The 17,509-nt window shown below is 35.2% G+C and carries 17 protein-coding genes; 3 read left to right on the top strand and 14 right to left on the bottom strand.

Features of this window, described 5'->3' with window-relative positions; all coding sequences use genetic code 11:
- Positions 1-5 precede the first annotated feature (5 nt).
- Both IGJ32_RS01205 and fni read left to right on the top strand, forming a co-directional pair.
- Positions 6-1,091, top strand: coding sequence for a phosphomevalonate kinase (locus IGJ32_RS01205; RefSeq protein ID WP_010720289.1), 1,086 nt, complete (start codon positions 6-8; stop codon positions 1,089-1,091).
- Positions 1,088-2,134: a type 2 isopentenyl-diphosphate Delta-isomerase gene (fni, locus tag IGJ32_RS01200; protein WP_126344797.1), complete on the top strand. Its 1,047-nt coding sequence runs from the start codon at positions 1,088-1,090 to the stop codon at positions 2,132-2,134. Before IGJ32_RS01205 ends, fni begins: the two co-directional genes overlap by 4 nt.
- A gap of 237 nt (positions 2,135-2,371) precedes the next feature.
- On the opposite strand, the gene IGJ32_RS01195 is transcribed toward fni, so the two are convergent.
- The 5 genes from IGJ32_RS01195 to tgt all read right to left on the bottom strand — a co-directional run bounded on the left by IGJ32_RS01195 (position 2,372) and on the right by tgt (position 8,197).
- Complete coding sequence (locus IGJ32_RS01195; protein WP_275586657.1) at positions 2,372-2,494, bottom strand: hypothetical protein; 123 nt, start codon at positions 2,492-2,494, stop codon at positions 2,372-2,374.
- Positions 2,495-3,472 (bottom strand): hypothetical protein, encoded by a 978-nt coding sequence (locus IGJ32_RS01190; RefSeq protein ID WP_342082067.1) that lies wholly within the window; start codon positions 3,470-3,472, stop codon positions 2,495-2,497.
- A 227-nt stretch (positions 3,473-3,699) separates the two neighbouring features.
- Entirely contained in the window at positions 3,700-6,297 is a 2,598-nt protein-coding gene (adhE, locus tag IGJ32_RS01185; RefSeq protein ID WP_010736883.1) for a bifunctional acetaldehyde-CoA/alcohol dehydrogenase, read from the bottom strand.
- Between the two features lie 272 nt (positions 6,298-6,569).
- Positions 6,570-6,959, bottom strand: a complete 390-nt coding sequence (yajC, locus tag IGJ32_RS01180) for a preprotein translocase subunit YajC (RefSeq protein ID WP_010720295.1) — start codon at positions 6,957-6,959, stop codon at positions 6,570-6,572.
- Positions 6,960-7,051: 92 nt separating this feature from the next.
- On the bottom strand, positions 7,052-8,197 hold the full coding sequence (gene tgt / locus IGJ32_RS01175; protein ID WP_010720296.1) for a tRNA guanosine(34) transglycosylase Tgt: 1,146 nt from the start codon (positions 8,195-8,197) through the stop codon (positions 7,052-7,054).
- A 208-nt stretch (positions 8,198-8,405) separates the two neighbouring features.
- Here tgt and IGJ32_RS01170 point away from each other — a divergent pair, with 208 nt between their 5' ends.
- The gene (locus tag IGJ32_RS01170; RefSeq protein WP_126344801.1) at positions 8,406-9,107 is read left to right on the top strand and encodes a DUF975 family protein; all 702 of its coding nucleotides are present in this window, start codon (positions 8,406-8,408) and stop codon (positions 9,105-9,107) included.
- A gap of 101 nt (positions 9,108-9,208) precedes the next feature.
- On the opposite strand, the gene IGJ32_RS01165 is transcribed toward IGJ32_RS01170, so the two are convergent.
- The 9 genes from IGJ32_RS01165 to IGJ32_RS01125 form a co-directional block, all read right to left on the bottom strand.
- Positions 9,209-9,334 carry a PepSY domain-containing protein gene (locus tag IGJ32_RS01165; RefSeq protein ID WP_081248800.1) on the bottom strand — a complete coding sequence of 42 codons (126 nt, stop codon included), beginning with the start codon at positions 9,332-9,334 and terminating at the stop codon, positions 9,209-9,211.
- Positions 9,335-9,371: 37 nt separating this feature from the next.
- Positions 9,372-9,824 (bottom strand): hypothetical protein, encoded by a 453-nt coding sequence (locus IGJ32_RS01160; protein WP_342082066.1) that lies wholly within the window; start codon positions 9,822-9,824, stop codon positions 9,372-9,374.
- A gap of 292 nt (positions 9,825-10,116) precedes the next feature.
- Positions 10,117-10,533, bottom strand: coding sequence for an Ohr family peroxiredoxin (locus IGJ32_RS01155; protein WP_010736880.1), 417 nt, complete (start codon positions 10,531-10,533; stop codon positions 10,117-10,119).
- 249 nt (positions 10,534-10,782) lie between these two features.
- Complete coding sequence (locus IGJ32_RS01150; RefSeq protein ID WP_373169083.1) at positions 10,783-12,204, bottom strand: flippase; 1,422 nt, start codon at positions 12,202-12,204, stop codon at positions 10,783-10,785.
- Positions 12,205-12,209: 5 nt separating this feature from the next.
- A complete protein-coding gene (locus IGJ32_RS01145) occupies positions 12,210-13,376 on the bottom strand; it encodes a nucleotide sugar dehydrogenase (protein ID WP_010720301.1) in 1,167 nt (388 codons plus the stop codon).
- Positions 13,377-13,379: 3 nt separating this feature from the next.
- On the bottom strand, positions 13,380-14,231 hold the full coding sequence (locus IGJ32_RS01140; RefSeq protein WP_010736877.1) for an NAD-dependent epimerase/dehydratase family protein: 852 nt from the start codon (positions 14,229-14,231) through the stop codon (positions 13,380-13,382).
- On the bottom strand, positions 14,231-15,376 hold the full coding sequence (locus tag IGJ32_RS01135) for a glycosyltransferase family 4 protein (protein WP_034699377.1): 1,146 nt from the start codon (positions 15,374-15,376) through the stop codon (positions 14,231-14,233). Before IGJ32_RS01135 ends, IGJ32_RS01140 begins: the two co-directional genes overlap by 1 nt.
- A 16-nt stretch (positions 15,377-15,392) precedes the next feature.
- Positions 15,393-16,469: an EpsG family protein gene (locus tag IGJ32_RS01130; protein ID WP_010720304.1), complete on the bottom strand. Its 1,077-nt coding sequence runs from the start codon at positions 16,467-16,469 to the stop codon at positions 15,393-15,395.
- Positions 16,466-17,506, bottom strand: coding sequence for a glycosyltransferase family 2 protein (locus IGJ32_RS01125; protein WP_010720305.1), 1,041 nt, complete (start codon positions 17,504-17,506; stop codon positions 16,466-16,468). Before IGJ32_RS01125 ends, IGJ32_RS01130 begins: the two co-directional genes overlap by 4 nt.
- Positions 17,507-17,509 lie beyond the last annotated feature (3 nt).

Here is a 17,509-nt window from a genome sequence, read left to right as displayed (position 1 = left end):
TTTTTATGATTGAAGTATCTGCACCAGGAAAACTTTATATTGCTGGAGAATACGCAGTTGTTGAAACCGGACATCCGGCTATCATCGTAGCCATTGATCAGTTTGTTACTGTAACCGTTGAAACCGCACGAAAAGTCGGCAGCATCCAATCTGAGCAATATAGTGGCATGCCGATTCGTTGGACTCGGCGTGATGGTGAACTTGTCTTGGATATTCGTGAAAATCCATTTCATTATATCCTTGCTGCCATTCGTTTGACTGAAAAATACGCACGAGAAAAAAATATTTTACTTTCTTTTTATGACCTAAAAGTGACAAGTGAATTGGATAGTTCTAACGGACGCAAATACGGTCTAGGCTCAAGTGGCGCCGTAACTGTCGCAACAGTCAAGGCATTGAATATGTTTTATGCGTTAAATCTTACACAGATTGAAATTTTCAAAATTGCTGCACTAGCAAATTTAACGGTTCAAGATAATGGCTCTTGTGGAGATATTGCAGCTAGTTGTTATGGTGGTTGGATTGCTTTTTCAACCTTTGATCACCAGTGGCTCCAAGAACAAGAAAAACAACATACGATCGTTGAACTCATCGAAATGGATTGGCCTGGTTTATCCATTGAGTCTCTTCCGACACCGAAAGATCTGCGTTTACTGATTGGTTGGACTGGTAGTCCTGCATCAACTTCTGATTTAGTCGATCAAGTCCATCGCTCACGTAAGGAAAAAATGGTAGCCTATCAAAAATTTTTACAAGATAGTACCTTATGCGTTCATGAAATGATTAAAGGATTCAAAGAAAATAACATTGATTTGATCCAAGCCATGATCAGGAAAAACCGACAACTACTCCATGAGCTATCGTCAATTACGGGCGTATTGATCGAAACCCCTGCTTTAAATAAATTATGTAGCTTAGCAGAAGAATACGAGGGTGCAGCAAAATCATCTGGAGCAGGTGGTGGCGATTGTGGTATCGTAATCGTGGATCAAAAATCCGGTATCTTGCCTTTGATGAGCGCTTGGGAATTAGCAGAAATTACACCCTTGCCATTACACGTCTATAGTAACCAACGAAAGGAAAAAGGATGAATCGAAAAGATGAACATGTCTCATTAGCTAAAGCTTTTCATAGTAAACAAAAAAATGAATTTGATACGGTTCGAATCGTTCATAACCCCTTACCTGAAGTTTCCATGTCAGAGATTGATCTACATACGACTGTTGCTGGCTTAACTTTAGACTATCCTTTATATATCAATGCTATGACTGGTGGAAGTGAAAAAACTAAAAAAATCAACCATGATCTAGCGATGATCGCAAAAGAAACAAATTTAATGATTGCCACGGGTTCAGTCAGTGCAGCTTTAAAAGATTCTGCTTTAAGCGATTCTTACACGATCATGCGTGACGTTTATCCAGAAGGAAAGATCCTTGCCAACGTAGGAGCCGGCACCTCTTTAGCACGAGCAAAAGAGGCGATTGAACTATTTCAAGCCGATGCTTTACAACTCCATCTCAATGCACCACAAGAATTGGTGATGCCTGAAGGGGATCGTGATTTTTCCAATTGGAAAGAATTGATCAAAGAAATCAGCGAAGGCATTTCGGTTCCTTTGATCGTGAAAGAAGTCGGTTTTGGTATGACTAGAGAAACGATCGATGAACTAGCCGAGTTGGGGGTTCAGACAATCGATATCAGTGGCCGAAGCGGAACCAGCTTCACTCAAATCGAAAATGCTCGTCGAAAAAAAAGAGAGTTAGATTATTTAGTCGATTGGGGACAATCAACGGTTACTTCTCTGCTAGAGGCAAACGAAGCCCAACATCAAGTAGAGATTCTTGCTTCTGGTGGTATTCGCAATGCCTTCGACCTCTTCAAAGCACTTTGTCTTGGTGCCAATGCAGTAGGCGTTTCTGGAACGATCTTAACGCATCTCATGACACACGGCGTGGCAGAAACGATCCAACTAGTCCAACAATGGCAAGCAGAACTTCAACGGCTATTGACCATGGTAGGAGCTAAAACTATCCAAGAACTTCATCACCAACCCTTGATCTTATCTGGAACTACTAAAGATTGGTGCGAAGCCCGAGGAATCCCTCTGACCAAATATGGCACACGAAAGAAATAAACAAATCGATTCAACTCAAAAAGGTTGTCCAATCATCGAAAAGATGAATGACGACCTTTTTTGTCTACAAAAATACAAAGTTTTCTTAGAATGAGATTTTCTTATGGCGTTGACTCTATTTTATCCTTCACCAATCACTTCATACTTTTGTTCAAGTTTTCATGCGATAAATAATAGGATACCAATTCTTTTTCATCTGATAAACAAAAATAAAACCTATGTATCTTTGACAAACGGCTATAATTCCATTCCTGGCATCATTGGCGGAGCGCTAGGTTTTATTATACCCATCCCCTTCCCTATCTCAGGACTACTCGTTTCACATACTTTCCCTAGTTCTTTGCTTATTAGATCAGTCAATTATTTTTTCCCCTGCTGTTTTTCCTGAACTGCTGTTTCACGCTTAAAGTTATCTGGATTGGTTAGTAGATAACTATAAATATCTCTCCAACTCATCTGAAGATCTCGTTCTATTTTTTTTCGTTTTTTATCCACTTTACCACCACTAAATAGATTGAGCGTTTTTCCGCCAGGGTTAATCCTGAATCGTATAATTTTTTCTAGCTGCATAGATCTTTTAAGATATAAACGTATTATGACATAATAGTCTATTTTATTTTGATTAAAACAAGGATTCTTTACATTCCCTAATTTTTTTAACGTTTGATCTAGCTCCTTAAGATTGTGGAGATTATTTTTTAATTGTTGCTTTCGTTGTTTTCCAGTCAATTCTTTAGTAACCAGTTTTAGTTCTTTTGTTGTTACTTTTTCTTTTGCTGCTATATTTTTTTCGGTTGCTGCTTCCTCTTTTAGTTTGTCATCCTCCGGTGTATTTTTTTCATCTGCGACAACTTTAGTGTTCACCACGTACTTTAATAAAGAATGATCGATCCATTTTTCACCTCTCCTACCAGTTAAATACTGCATTTCCTTCGTCAGTTTTTTTATCTCAGACTTGCAATTTTTGATTTCTTTTGCTATTTCGTTAAGCTCTTTTTTTTTGCTCTTGATCGTTTCACCATGTACTCGCTTGGTGCTTTTATATAATGCATTTTTTTTTGCTTTCACTGCGTTTTGAAGTTCCTGCTCACAATCTTCCTTTTTTTTAATTTGAGAATGCTTTTTCTTATACCAATCCTCTCTTTTCTTAGCCCGTTCTTCAATTTCTCTCTTTAGTTCATTTTTCAACTCTATGTATAGCTCAGTGCATTTGTGTACGTTTTCAAGTGGTTCTAAGTTTTCCCGCAATTTGACTTCTAATGAATCAACGGTTGACATCAATTGTTCTTTTCCCATATTTTCTTGATTTTTTGTTTTCTCAAATAATGGTTTTGTCATCCTAACAACTTCCTTTCTTTTTTCATTTTTACTTATCTAAAGTAACATGGTTCATCGGTCTTGATAAAACTACTTTTTCTAAAAAAGCGAATTAATCGTTTTTTTCTAACAAAAGAAATTTCTACGCTAGTTCTAACGAGATTGTTCCCCTTTCCGACAAAAAAAGCCCCTCTTTCCAGATCATCTTTATCTGGAAAAGGGGCTTGATTAACTATACTTGTATTGAATTAACCATTATAAGCATCAATAATGATTTGTTTTAGCTCACTGATCAATGGCTCTTTTGGATTTGCTGTTGTACATTGATCTTCATAAGCAAGTTCTGCCATACGGTCAACCGTTGAATCTAAGGTTTCTTGTGTTACACCTTGCGCCTTCAAGCTCATATTGATTCCAACTGATTGTCCTAATTCATAAACTGCTGTTGCTAAAGCTTCAACTAATTCCGCTGTTGTTTGTCCTTTTAACCCTAAGAACTTAGCAATATCTGCATAGTCTGTATCTGCACGGAAGTAATCATATTTAGGGAACATTGCATGTTTTTGTGGATCTTTTGCATTATAGCGGATGATATGTGGTAATAAAATGGCATTTGTACGACCATGTGGGATACCATATTCTCCACCAATTTTATGCGCAACTGAGTGACAAATTCCTAAGAAGGCGTTCGCAAATGCCATCCCTGCCATTGTAGAAGCGTTGTGCATTTTTTCTCGTGATTCCATATCAGGAGTTTTCACTGATTTTTCTAGGTAATCGAAGACTAATTTGATTGCTTGTAAGCTCAATCCTCTTGTATAATCAGAAGCCATAACAGAAACATAAGACTCAATCGCATGAGTTAATACGTCCATCCCTGTATCTGCCGTGACAGAAGCTGGTACTGACATGACAAATTGTGGGTCGACGATTGCTACATCTGGTGTTAATGCATAATCTGCCAATGGATATTTCACATGTGTATCACTATCTGTGATAACGGCAAAAGGTGTTACTTCAGAACCCGTTCCTGAAGTTGTCGGAATACACACAAATTGTGTTTTTTCTGGTTTATCGATCTTATATGTCCGTTTACGGATATCTAAGAATTTTTGTTTTGCTCCAAAGAATGAAGTATCTGGGTGTTCATAGAACATCCACATTCCTTTAGCAGCATCCATTGCAGAACCGCCACCTAATGCAATCACTGTGTCTGGTTTGAAATCAGCCATCAATTTCGTTCCTGCATAGACTGTGTTTGTTGAAGGATTTGGCTCAACTTCTGAGAAGACTTCGATTTTCACATCATTCTTACGTCTTGATAGTACTTCACGAACCGTATCACAGTAACCAAACTGCACCATACCAGGATCACAAACGATCATGACACGCTCTACGTTTTCCATTTTTTCTAAATAAAGCAAAGAGTTCTTTTCAAAGAAGATTTTTGGTGGTAATTTGAACCATTGCATATTATTTCTCCGTTTCGCTACAGTTTTGACATTGATCAAGTTGATGGCACTTACATTTCTAGAAACAGAATTTTTACCATATGAACCACAACCTAAAGTTAGTGAAGGGATCATTTCGTTGTAGATATTTCCGATTCCACCTTCTGCTGAAGGAGTATTTACTAAGATACGGCAAGCTTTCATCCGTAGACCAAACTTCACATGTAGCTCTTCATCCTCTGAGTGAATCACTGCAGTATGGCCTAACCCGCCTAAGTTCAACATTCCTTCGCATAATTCAAAGGCATGTTCTGTATTGTTTGCTTTAACCATTGCAAGTACTGGAGAAAGTTTTTCACGTGAAAGAGGGTAATCCGCTCCGACACCTTCTAATTCAGCTACTAACATTTTTGTCCCTTCTGGAACTTTGATGCCAGCTAGTTTTGCAATGTCCATTGCAGAATGTCCAACGATTGCTGGATTTACTGCGTATTTACCTTCATTCATCACTGCATCTTCTAATTTTGAAAGTTCAGCTGGTTTCACAAAATAGACTTGATGTGCTTGGAATTCTGCTTTAACTGCAGCATAGACTTCTTTGTCAACGATTACTGCTTGCTCAGAAGCACAAATCATTCCGTTATCGAACGTTTTAGAAACGATCAAGTCATTCACTGCTCGTTTGATTTTTGCTGTTTTTTCAATATATGCTGGTACATTACCTGGTCCAACACCTAAAGCTGGCTTTCCTGTTGAATAAGCAGATTTTACCATTCCTGCCCCACCAGTAGCTAAAACAATTGCGATCCCTGGATGATTCATCAACATTGAAGTCGCTTCAATCGATGGATGTTCAATCCATTGAATACAATTTTCAGGTGCGCCAGCTGCGATCGCTGCGTCACGAACGACACGTGCTGCTTCAGCAGAAGATTTTTGAGCACTTGGATGGAATGCAAAAACGATTGGGTTTCTTGTTTTCAACGCGATCATTGATTTAAAAATTGTCGTTGATGTTGGGTTAGTTGTTGGAGTTACCCCACAAACCACACCAACTGGTTCAGCAATTTCAATCAAGCCTTTTTGAACATCTTCATTGATGACACCAACTGTTTTATCGTGCTTGATGTTATTCCAAATATATTCAGAAGCATACATATTTTTGATCGCTTTATCTTCATAGATCCCACGACCAGTTTCTTCAACTGCCATTTTAGCTAACGGCATATGTTGATCTAATGCTGCCATTGCCATTTCATGCACAATATGATCTACTTTTTCTTGATCAAAGTTTTCCATCTCTTTTAATGCGACATTTGCTTTCGTTGCTAATTCATCAATCATTCCTTGAACATCAATAGTTTTTGGTTGTTCTTTCTCCATTACTTTAGCCATTGTCTTCCTCCTAATGGGTCATGGTTGTTTGTTAATTAATTCACATTCTCATCATACAACAAACCTTTTCAGATGTAAACCTTTATTGTGATTTTTTTCACAGTTTTTTAAATTTCGATTAAATCCTTTATTTATCAGTATTTTTATTTATTATCCTAATTATCCAAAGTATTTTATCAAAAAAACAGTTTATTCAAAACTTAACAAAGTCAGAGTTTTAGGATAAAAAAAGAGCCCGAGACACCGTCTCAGACTCAACTACTAAGCTTTACCTATTTGTTTTCTTTACTATCTTCAGGTGTTTCAACAGTTTCAGTAGCTTCTTCTTTCACTTCTACTGTTTCAGCAACTTTTGGTTCTGTTTTTTCTACCGTATTTACTGTCGAATCATTGGTTACGACAGTTCCAGGTTTAACCGTTTTGATGGCTGCTCGATCGTATTCTAGAAAAATCCCTTCACAATCTATAACGACTGTGCGTTTTTCATTGTCGATCTCTGAAACAACACCATGTAATCCGCCGATTGTAACTACTTCATCGCCTGATTTCATACTGTCTAGTAAATTTTGTCGTTCTTGTTGTTGTTTCTTTTGTGAACGTGACATAAAATACCACATTGCTAAAAGAGCAACGAACATGACTAACATTGGTAATGATCCCATTTTTTTCACCTCACTAACATGTATCTACACACTCAACTTTAGCAGAAAAAGGCGTGAGACACTAGTTTTTTACATAAATTTAGTGAAAAAGATTAGAAACTTTTGGCATTCTCTTTATTAAACCCATATTCCTCAAAAAAGGCTGCTCGAAATTCTAATAAATTGTCATCCATGATCGCTTGACGCACTTGTTTCATCAAATTTAATAAGAAGTACAAGTTATGGTAAGACGTTAACCGTATCCCAAATGTTTCATCACATTTGATCAAATGACGAATATACGCACGTGTATAATTTTTACATGTGTAGCAGTCACATTTCTCATCGATTGGGCGGAAGTCATGTGCGTATTGTGCATTTTTCACGACTAAGCGTCCTTGTGAAGTCATACAAGTACCATTTCTTGCGATACGTGTAGGCAAGACACAGTCAAACATATCGACTCCTCTAATCACGCCGTCAATCAATGAATCTGCTGCACCAACACCCATTAAATAACGTGGTTTATCCTCAGGGATCAATGGTGTTGTAAACTCTAACACACGGTTCATTTCTGATTTAGGTTCGCCAACAGACAAACCACCGATTGAATAGCCAGGGAAATCCATTGAGATCAAATCTTTTGCACTTTGGCGACGTAAATCTTCAAACCCAGCTCCTTGAATGATACCAAATAATCCTTGACGATCAGGATTCAGATGGGCTTTTAAGCCTCGCTCAGCCCAACGTGAGGTTCTTTCCACTGATTTTTTGACATAATCATAGCTTTCATCAAAAGGAGGACATTCATCGAAGCTCATCATGATGTCTGATCCTAATTTATTTTGGATATTAATTGCTTTTTCTGGTGATAAAAACATCCGAGAACCATTTAAATGATTTTTAAAATGGACACCCTCTTCTTCGATGTTACGCATATCGCTTAGCGAGAACACTTGAAAACCACCTGAATCTGTCAAAATCGGTTGATCCCAATTCATGAACTTGTGTAAGCCGCCTGCTTCTTCTACCAAGTCTTCTCCAGGTCTTAACCATAAATGGTACGTATTACTTAAAATGACTCCCGCACCCATTGCTTTTAATTCTTCAGGTGACATGGTTTTGACAGTTGCTAGTGTTCCCACAGGCATAAACATTGGTGTGGGAAATGTCCCATGAGGAGTGATCAATTCACCAAGACGGGCACCGGTATGTTTTTCTTTTTTGATTAAACGATAACGAATGGCAGGTTGTGTCATTCAATTCCCTACTTTCTCTATAATAATCGCATTGACAACTCCCATCATCATAATCGTTCTAACTCTTTTTTGCAAGGGTTCATTGGGTAACAGGTGTTTATTTAACCTTCATTTTTTAAAGAAATTATAATAACAGATAAAAGATAAAGAAAGCCAAATTGTTTCTTCTTTGTTATACTTATGGCATAAATAAAAAGGAGTGAAACTCATGCTATCTTCAAAAGAACTGAAACAACAAGCAAAAGACAGTTTAAAAGGACGCTGGGGACAAGCTGTATTATTGAATTTAGTCCCAACGTTAATCACAATTGCACTCATTATGATCATAGCTATTCCGACCGCTTTATTATTTGCTCATTCTTATAATGATCCTGCAGCTGTCCAAGATATGGCAAACAATACCAACGGAGGTGCTGCTTCTAGCGGTGGTGGTATTGTGTCTGGTATTATCAGCGCACTATTTATGAGTGGGATCTCATGGACCTATCTAGATATCCTGCGTGGAACCAAATCGACCATCGAACCATTTAAAGATGCCTTTCGTGGTTTTACAGGATTATTTCTTGGTGGTGTGATTTTACTAGCTATTTTGATTTCGATCTTCACTACTTTATGGGCGTTATTATTCGTTATTCCTGGTATCATCAAAAGTTATTCTTATTCCCAAAGTTACTTCATTTACTATGATGTTATCACTGAAACAGGGGAAAAACCGAGTGTTCTCAATACGATCACTGCTAGTCGTAAATTAATGGATGGCTACAAAGGTAAATTGTTCTGGCTTGATCTATCCTTTATTGGCTGGCATATCTTAGCCATGCTAACTGCTGGAATTGGTTATTTATGGTTAAATCCTTATATTACAGCAACTAAAGCAGCTTTTTATGAACAATTGCCAAAAAACGTATAAAAATCAATGTCCAATGAAACGACCCTCAAAAGTTAGACCAAAAATCTAACTTTTGAGGGTCGTTTCACATGCTTCAGCCGCAGTCGCTTTTTTCATTTCGCTCACTTCTGCTCAGCTTTTAGAACTTCGCCAGTATACGCATCAACTTTGACTGTCACTTTTTTTATTTTTTCTTTAATAGTAATTGTCCAATACGATTTTCCTGATTGTCTTTCGAGATACCACATTACTGCTTTTCCTGTCCCAGTCGTTTCTTCAGCTACTTCAGTAACTTCCGATAAACTTTTTAAGTTTTTGATATTGAACAGATCTGCGGATTGCTCGGTAGTGGCTTGTTCGTGTTTGTTTCGTATGCGATATACTTTTTTTTTTGATGTTCGCTGTTTTAGTTGAAATTCTTACGCTGCATTCTTTAGTTGCATCTCTACCAGTAATTTTGTAATAGTAAGGACCAACAGTCTGACTAACTTTCACAGAAGTAATCGCTTGATGAGGATAACAAGTCTGATAAGTTTCAAGTGCTTCTTTTAATGATACATTGAATTTTTCCGGCTCCTCAATTTCATCCGCAGATGTGGACGAACTAGAAACATTGGCAACCTTGATTTCTTTCGTTTCATTCCCATAATTTTCATAAGGATAATTAAAAACAAACATCACCAACATCCCCAAACTAAAACTAGTTAATACCGTTAAACACCATACAAACAACTTCATCTTTTTCAGCTCCTTCACAATCAATTGTTAGATTCTTGAAATGAACGATTAATCGTTCTTTTTTTAGGAGTTTGAGGCTGGATGAATTGAATCCTCCAGCCTCATTGAGAGAATATAAGAGATAAAGCAAATAATATATCCCTATGTCTTTATTCTACTTAAATCTTTCATCTTATTTTTTTTATTTTTTTACCATCTAGTCATGAACAAATAAAAAAAAAACATATTAGAAAAGCTCCCCCATGGCTTTTCTAATATGTTTCATCATTACTTTTGATGGAAAGGAACGATTTTAGAAGTCAGTGTCACTGATTTCTAAATTTACTGTTACATTTCCACGCAAAGCTTTTGAGTAAGGGCAAACTTGATCTGCTTCTTCAACAAAACGTATTGCTTCATCTTTCGGCATATCTTTGATAAAGACTGTCAAAAGAACTTCTATTGTAAAATCTGCCTCTCCATGATTCAGCAAGGCAACGTTTGCTTTTACTGAACTAGGTTGATTGATGTTCTTTCTAGATAAAACTAATTCTAAGGCACCGTTAAAACAGGCACTATAAGCTGCTGCAAAGAGCTCTTCGGGATTTGTTGCATCCGTGTTTTGGGTTCCAGGTGCTGCGACATCATACAAAAATTTTTTCTCTTGTGAATAAATTTTACCACTACGACCACCTGTATTAATAGTAGCTACCTCATAAATTTTGCTCATAAATTTCGCCCTCCAAAGTTGATTGTAAATATAGTAGTTGGCATCTAGGTAATTGGGTATCACATAAAAGGTTAGTGTATAGGAATGATTGGGTTGTTTACAAGAATAGTAAATTTTACCTAAAACCAAACTGCGTCTATTTACTTCTTTACTCTAAAGGATTATTCAACGTCATTTTTTCTTAAAAAAAATACGAATCTACTCTTTATTGAAATTATTAAAAATTTTGAGCAAGGAAACTACTCGTGTTCAATTTTCTTTTTTCCATTTCCCTAAACCACTCAAAATAGGGTTATAGCCAAACAAAGACGTTAATAAAAAATAGATAGGGACGGCTATAGAAACTTGGATTAGATTAGTCAAAAAGGTAGGTGACATGCCATTTGTAATTATTCTTGTAACGAACCACATAATAATGGATGAACAAAAAATAACCAGTAAGTTTTTTTTCTTAAAGCTAAAATTTGTTTGATTCAAGAATGATTTTGTACGTACCACTGTTACAAAAATTTCTGCTAAAAGATTTGAAAAAACCACTCCAAAAAAACCGATCCACGGTAACAAGATTAAATTAGATAAAATATTGATAACCGCACCAATTAATACAGATTTATTGTAGATTTTTACTTTGCCAATCGGTATCAAATATTGTCTAGAAATGGACATACCTAAGGGCATCACAACGATCAAAATAGAAAAAAGTGGAATAACTTTATTGATGAATAAGAATTCTTTCCCAAAAAACCAGGGAACTAATTTATCGTAAACCGTAAGCATCCCGAACATCGCTGGAACACTAAAATATAATTGTAAATGAATCGTCTTATCAATGATGTCCACCATCTTATTAATGTTTCCTTTGGCATATAACCCACTCATGTGCGGTAATAGCACCATATCAAGCGTTGTAATAACCGTGATAAATACCGTATTGATTGTTAATGAATTAGTGTAATAACCAACAGCTGTACTACCAATAAAAACACCCAATAAAGTCTTGTTTAGATTCGTATAAAGTAAAATAGCAACCTGTGGGATAAAAAATTCAAAAGATGATCGGATATGTCTAAAGCTATCTAAGAATGCTACCTTTTTAAAATTTATATGTTTATGAATAAATAGCCATGTCAATAGTTGAGATAATAAGGTTCCTACTGACTGTAGTAAAATATATAAAATCGTATCAGAAGAATCTTTAATCAAAAAGATAATTAAAATGAAAGTAACAAATTGAATTCCCAGATTGATCATGCTCGTTTTTCTGAAATCCTCGATTCCCATAAAAAACCACGAAATGTCAAACATAACAGCTATAATAGTGAGACTTTGTATATAGAAATAGATCTTATTACCTAAAAAAGTAGTAAATAACAAAAAAACTAAAAGTGTAATACATGTTAAAACTGCTTTTAATAAACAGATTTCCCAAAACGTTTTTGAAATATTTTCTTTACGATTATAAACTAATGCGATTTCTCGATTCCCATACATCGAGATCCCTAAACTAGCGACTAACACAAAATATTGAGTAATCGAATTGGTGTAATTAAAAATCCCTAATCCTCCAGGACCTAATGCTTTTGAAACAATTGGGACTGTAATGATTGGCATGATAATCTTTGTCAGTTGAAATAATGACTGATACCCAAAATTTTTAAGCACATGTTTCAATTCTATTAGTCCCTTCCAAATATATCTCGCGTATAGACTTTCATTTCTACATCTTTGAGTAACGGATCAAATCGATTGGCTAATATCACATCTGAATGCTTCTTGAACTCATCAATGTCCTTTATTACTTTAAATGTCGAAAAATGCTCCTTCTTCACTGTCGGTTCATAAATGACTACGTTAATGCCTTGATCTTTCAAAAGACGCATGATACTTAAAATAGATGAATATCTGAAATTATCAGAGCCCGCCTTCATTGTTAAACGATAAATCCCTACTACATCTGGATTTTTTTCCATGATACGATCTGCAATAAATGTTTTTCTTGTATCATTTGACTGAACGATGGCTTGGATCAGATCATTTGGCACGTGCTGGTAATTCGCTAGTAATTGTTTCGTATCCTTCGGTAAACAATATCCGCCATAACCAAAAGAGGGATTATTATAATAGTCCCCTATTCTTGGGTCCATTGAAACCCCCGAGATAATTTGAGCTGTATCTAATCCATTCATTTCAGCATAAGTATCAAGTTCATTGAAATAAGCAATCCTTAATGCTAAATAGGTATTAGAAAACAGTTTGATCGCTTCTGCTTCTGTTGAATCAGTTAAAATAACAGGAACATCTTTTATTCTAGTATTTTTTTTAAACATCGAAGCAATTTTTTGTCCTCTTTTCGTGTTTTCGCCTACAACGATACGAGAAGGATAGAGATTATCATACAATGCTTTTCCTTCCCGCAAAAATTCTGGTGAAAAAATAAAATCCTCTGATTGATATTTCTTTTTTAAATACTTAATATAACCTAAAGGAATCGTTGACTTAATGATAAATACAGCATCCGTACGTACTGCCTTTACCTTTTCGATTACTTCTTCTATGGAGGAAGTATCGAATAGGTTTTTTTCTTCATCATAATCGGTTGGAGTAGCAATCAAAATAAATTCTCCCCATGATGCTGCACTTTTGAAGTCTTGTGTAAAAGTTATTCCCAATTCTCTATTATTCAAAAATTCTTGGATCTCTTTATCTTCGATTGGGGAACAACCTTTTATTAGTTTCTCGATTTTTTTCTGATCGATATCATAAGCAACCACATCATTATTTTGGGCAAGCAACAATGCATTTGCTAGCCCTACATAGCCCATACCGAAAACAGATAGTCTCATTTCTTACACCTTACTTATTTTTTTATTTTTTGCTTGTTTTAAAATTTTTTGTATTTTTTTATTATCCCCCCATACAGCCTTAGAATCATATTTTCTATCGGGATAGGCACCATAATCCAAATGAATATTCAAGTGATTATCTGCAATGAATTGTTCGACACGTTCTTTTAATTTAACAGGATAACCTGAGCAAATATTAATAATTCCTGAGATTTCGTCTTGTTCAACAGCTGCTGCTACTTGAAAACAAAAATCATCATAGTCTAAAAAATCGTATTGGTTTTCCCCCATTGTAAAAGGAAAGTTTACCTCTTCTTCCTTGGCTTTCTCAATGATTTTTGAAAAAACCGAACTACCACCCGGTTGATTCGATACAATGTAATAAGCACGCAACCATTGAAATTTTTTATTGGTTTCTTTAGCCATAAACGAACTGAAATTTCTCAATGAATCTTTTGCAATGCCATAGTAACTCATTGGGTGTGTACTAGTGAATTCGTTAATGCAGCCTTCATAAAATCCAACTTCATGCATCGATCCCATCACTACGATTTTATCGATTCCTGATAAGAAAAATTTTTTTAAAAATAGTGCATGATCGGATAAGTTTCTAATATGACTTTCTGCATTATGGATAAACCCATCTTGCCATGCAAGATGGACTAATACGTTCGGTTCACCAAAATAATGATACGGATCAGAAATATCAAAAAGATTTTCTTGATAGATAGTGGCTTCTTTATTTATTCGATTCGTTCTGACATCTGTCGCAATAACTTCATTTCCATCATTGATCAGTTGGTCTACAATTCCAGTTCCTAAATAACCGTTTGCTCCAGTTACTAATATTTTCATCAATTCTCACTCCCCAAATTTACTATTTTTTCTATTATTTTTTCCCATGAGAAGAGGTCGAGTAACACCTGATCCCCAACAGGGATACGTTTTTTTTCCAAAAATTGAAGCATTTCGTTGATTGAGATCGGTGAATCATCATCCTTTACTTGATAAATATTTTGTTTTACTGCACTAAAAAATGGTGTTTCGCCTGATGTAATCACTGGAATTCCTTGATAAAGTGCTTCGGATACTTTGATAGCTGTCTCAATATTGGCACCTCGTAGATGTAACTTTAATGTACCGATAGCCATTGAAGCTTCACCATAAAGCTGTTCTAATTCTTGACGATCTTTATACCCATGAAATATAACGTATCCTTGTAATCGGTAAGATGCTACCAGTTGTTTTAACTCTTCAATTGCTGGTCCCCCACCAACAATGTCAAAGAAGACCTCTGGTGCTATCTCATCTTTTGTCCGATAATAATATTCAAGTCCTTCAATTAAACGATCCAGCCCATGATAAGGATAAAAATTTCCAACAGCAACTACCCGATGTGTAGGCTGTTCTTCATTTTTCTGATATAAATTGACTGGCAAATTATCCGGATCTACACCATTGTAAAAAGAAACCATCTTCGCCTTTTTTTTATTACTTGTCTTCGCCTCAATTACTGCAATCTTATTGCATTTTTTTTCATACAATCGATCACCTAAGTAATTCCATACTAGACTCAATCCACCCTTTAACTTATTGGGTGCTACATTCAATTGTTCTTTATAATAAGGATAAGTAGGAATTTCCATAATCGTTTGAATTGTTTTTTGCTGAGAGATACTTAACAGTTCACTCATTATTTTTGTATAATATTGATCCCGAAAATAGAAATGAGTCCATTCTCTCGACAACAATAATTTTTTTGTTGCTATTTGGATATCTTTTATTTTTTGACGGTGATTCGTTGCATCACTCTTTGTTAATAGACTGTCGTGAATCATCTGCTTGTCATAAAACTCACGTACTCTTATTTCTTGTTTTTTAAAATAAAGTAACCAACATTGCTTTTTATGATTGCTCATATACTTTGCTTGGGAACAGTTCTTTTTAAAAATACCTTTATTTTCTTCTGCAGAAATCCCACTCAAAAATAAGATGCTCATTGTATTTTGTCCTTTCTTATAACCATTCATTCTGATAAAATAGCGGATTAAAAATCCTTTCAGGTATAGAGATCGAAAAATAAGAAACATAAAACCAAGCCAGAAGGTGAATAACTAACATCCCCCACAAAACGAGTTGATAATAGGTGACTTTTTTGTATTTATAACTAGCATTGATCACAGAAATATAAATCAAAGGCAATATACCTCTGGCTAAACGGTAAAATTCCACAGAATACCAAAGCAAAGGAATAAACATCAATAAAATCACCGAAGCATAAAACACATATTGTGAGAATAGTTTATTTTTTTGACTGATTGTACTTTTAGGAAATCCTAAATGTGCCCAGTATGCTAACCCCACATTCAGCAAGAAAAGAAAAATAACTTGTATCGAACCATTTGTTATTTTTTCAGTATATTGTTGGATTCTTCCGGAATTTGTTGAGAACTCTTCGATTAAATAATTCAAATAGGGAGGAGTTCCACTATAGATTACATAGATCAACTCCAGAAAAATTGCACCACCAACCATTAGTTGAATAAAAAACTTTTTGTTTTTTGAAGATAAAAATAAAAACGGTAGATAAAATAAACTGATCGTATGAAATAAGCTAGCGCTAATTATGCCAAAAAAATATTTTATTTTTTTATTTTCTACTAAATATGGAAATGAATAAATTACAAGAGATATCGCCACTAAATTCCTTAGTTGAATAGCATCAATAAAAAATAAAAATAACGTATAAATAATTATAAATAGATGAGTATTTACGCAATATTTTTTAACTGTCGCACCGATTAATAGGGTTGCAAATAAAAAGACCAACCCACGCATACCAAAGAGTCCTAAATTTAATTGTCGGCAAAACTGTGCAAAATAGTAAAAGCCGAATTCTGTCGCTTTATATTTGATACGTGCATCATCAAAATAAGTTGCTTTATAGTAGACCATGTCTGTATTTTCAGTACCACCTGCAAAAATCAATCCGAGGATCAAAACACTTAATAAGAGTAAATATTTATTGCGTTTATTTCTGAAAACTTCAATAAAATTAAGTATCAGTACAGCAAAATAAGCAACGATGATCATCCAGCAGACACCCTATTCAACATTTTTTTTATAAAACTGGTTCCATAAATCAACTGATTCAAGGTTCGATATCTCCGTTTTTCCATTAAACGACTCACCAGACATAAATAGTTTCTATAATACCGTGATGATTCTATGATTAAAGGTTTCTGTATTTTCTCTTTGGACAATAGTTGTTGGATATCTTGTAGCATCTTTTTTTGATTCGCTGTATTCATGCCGAATTGGGTATAGATATTCAACCCATGTCGTAAAAAATAAGTATAGCGATATTTTTGATAGTAGGGATAAACGCGTTCATTCCATTCAATTTCTCCAATTGTTTCTATAAATATTTGAAAATCTTTCACAGCTGAGGGATTATTTTTTAAAGAAGTACTCGTCAATTCACGTTGACTATATTGATAAACTACTTCGGGGACCAGCTGAATCGTTTGACATTTAGAAACATAGTTAAAATTGAATAAAGTATCTTCTTGCCCATAACGAAATCTTTCATCGAATTTCAAATCATACTCATCTATTATTTTTTTTCGGTACAAACAATTCCATAAATGGAGAAACGTCATTCGATGATCTAAATTAAACAAAGCATAAGCAATCTCTTTTTGATCCTTTAATTGCTTTTCTTCATAGGAGTAATCTATTTCAGACAAAAGCAGTTGTTTCTTATCAATCAACTGCATCGATTTGCCGCCTACGATCATATCTGCATCTCCGATTTTGTTAGACAAATAGACATAGATATTGGGATCAATTGCATCGTCTTGATCGATAAAACTAACAAATTCGCCTGTCGCATAAGCTAAACCTGTATTACGGGCTGCACAGATCCCCGCGTTTGTTTGATGAATCAATAATATACGTTCATCTTGTTGTGCAAATTTTTGGCAAATTTGATAACTATCATCTTGTGAACCATCATCAATCAAAATCAACTCGATGTTTTTGTAGGGCTGATTCAATAACGCTTGGAGTGTATTTTCTAAATACAAGCTTCCGTTATAGATTGGAACAATCACGCTAATTCTCTTCAATTT

Origin of the sequence: Enterococcus sp. DIV1639a, assembly GCF_050530445.1 — a bacterium.
Taxonomy (GTDB): domain Bacteria; phylum Bacillota; class Bacilli; order Lactobacillales; family Enterococcaceae; genus Enterococcus_B; species Enterococcus_B hirae.
The sequence above is the reverse complement of the archived record's forward strand: the minus strand, read 5'-3'. Positions and strand labels throughout refer to the sequence as shown.

Bases quoted from the DNA above. Each gene is read 5' to 3' on its own strand.
- IGJ32_RS01205 (WP_010720289.1), top strand. From the start codon at position 6: ATGATTGAAGTATCTGCACCAGGAAAACTTTATATTGCTGGAGAATAC.
- fni (WP_126344797.1), top strand. From the start codon at position 1,088: ATGAATCGAAAAGATGAACATGTCTCATTAGCTAAAGCTTTTCATAGT.
- tgt (WP_010720296.1), bottom strand. From the start codon at position 8,197: ATGACACAACCTGCCATTCGTTATCGTTTAATCAAAAAAGAAAAACAT.
- yajC (WP_010720295.1), bottom strand. From the start codon at position 6,959: ATGGGATCATTACCAATGTTAGTCATGTTCGTTGCTCTTTTAGCAATG.
- IGJ32_RS01155 (WP_010736880.1), bottom strand. From the start codon at position 10,533: ATGAGCAAAATTTATGAGGTAGCTACTATTAATACAGGTGGTCGTAGT.
- IGJ32_RS01160 (WP_342082066.1), bottom strand. From the start codon at position 9,824: ATGAAGTTGTTTGTATGGTGTTTAACGGTATTAACTAGTTTTAGTTTG.
- adhE (WP_010736883.1), bottom strand. From the start codon at position 6,297: ATGGCTAAAGTAATGGAGAAAGAACAACCAAAAACTATTGATGTTCAA.
- IGJ32_RS01130 (WP_010720304.1), bottom strand. From the start codon at position 16,469: ATGATCATCGTTGCTTATTTTGCTGTACTGATACTTAATTTTATTGAA.
- IGJ32_RS01190 (WP_342082067.1), bottom strand. From the start codon at position 3,472: ATGACAAAACCATTATTTGAGAAAACAAAAAATCAAGAAAATATGGGA.
- IGJ32_RS01165 (WP_081248800.1), bottom strand. From the start codon at position 9,334: ATGTGGTATCTCGAAAGACAATCAGGAAAATCGTATTGGACAATTACT.
- IGJ32_RS01140 (WP_010736877.1), bottom strand. From the start codon at position 14,231: ATGAAAATATTAGTAACTGGAGCAAACGGTTATTTAGGAACTGGAATT.
- IGJ32_RS01145 (WP_010720301.1), bottom strand. From the start codon at position 13,376: ATGAGACTATCTGTTTTCGGTATGGGCTATGTAGGGCTAGCAAATGCA.
- IGJ32_RS01170 (WP_126344801.1), top strand. From the start codon at position 8,406: ATGCTATCTTCAAAAGAACTGAAACAACAAGCAAAAGACAGTTTAAAA.
- IGJ32_RS01135 (WP_034699377.1), bottom strand. From the start codon at position 15,376: ATGAGCATCTTATTTTTGAGTGGGATTTCTGCAGAAGAAAATAAAGGT.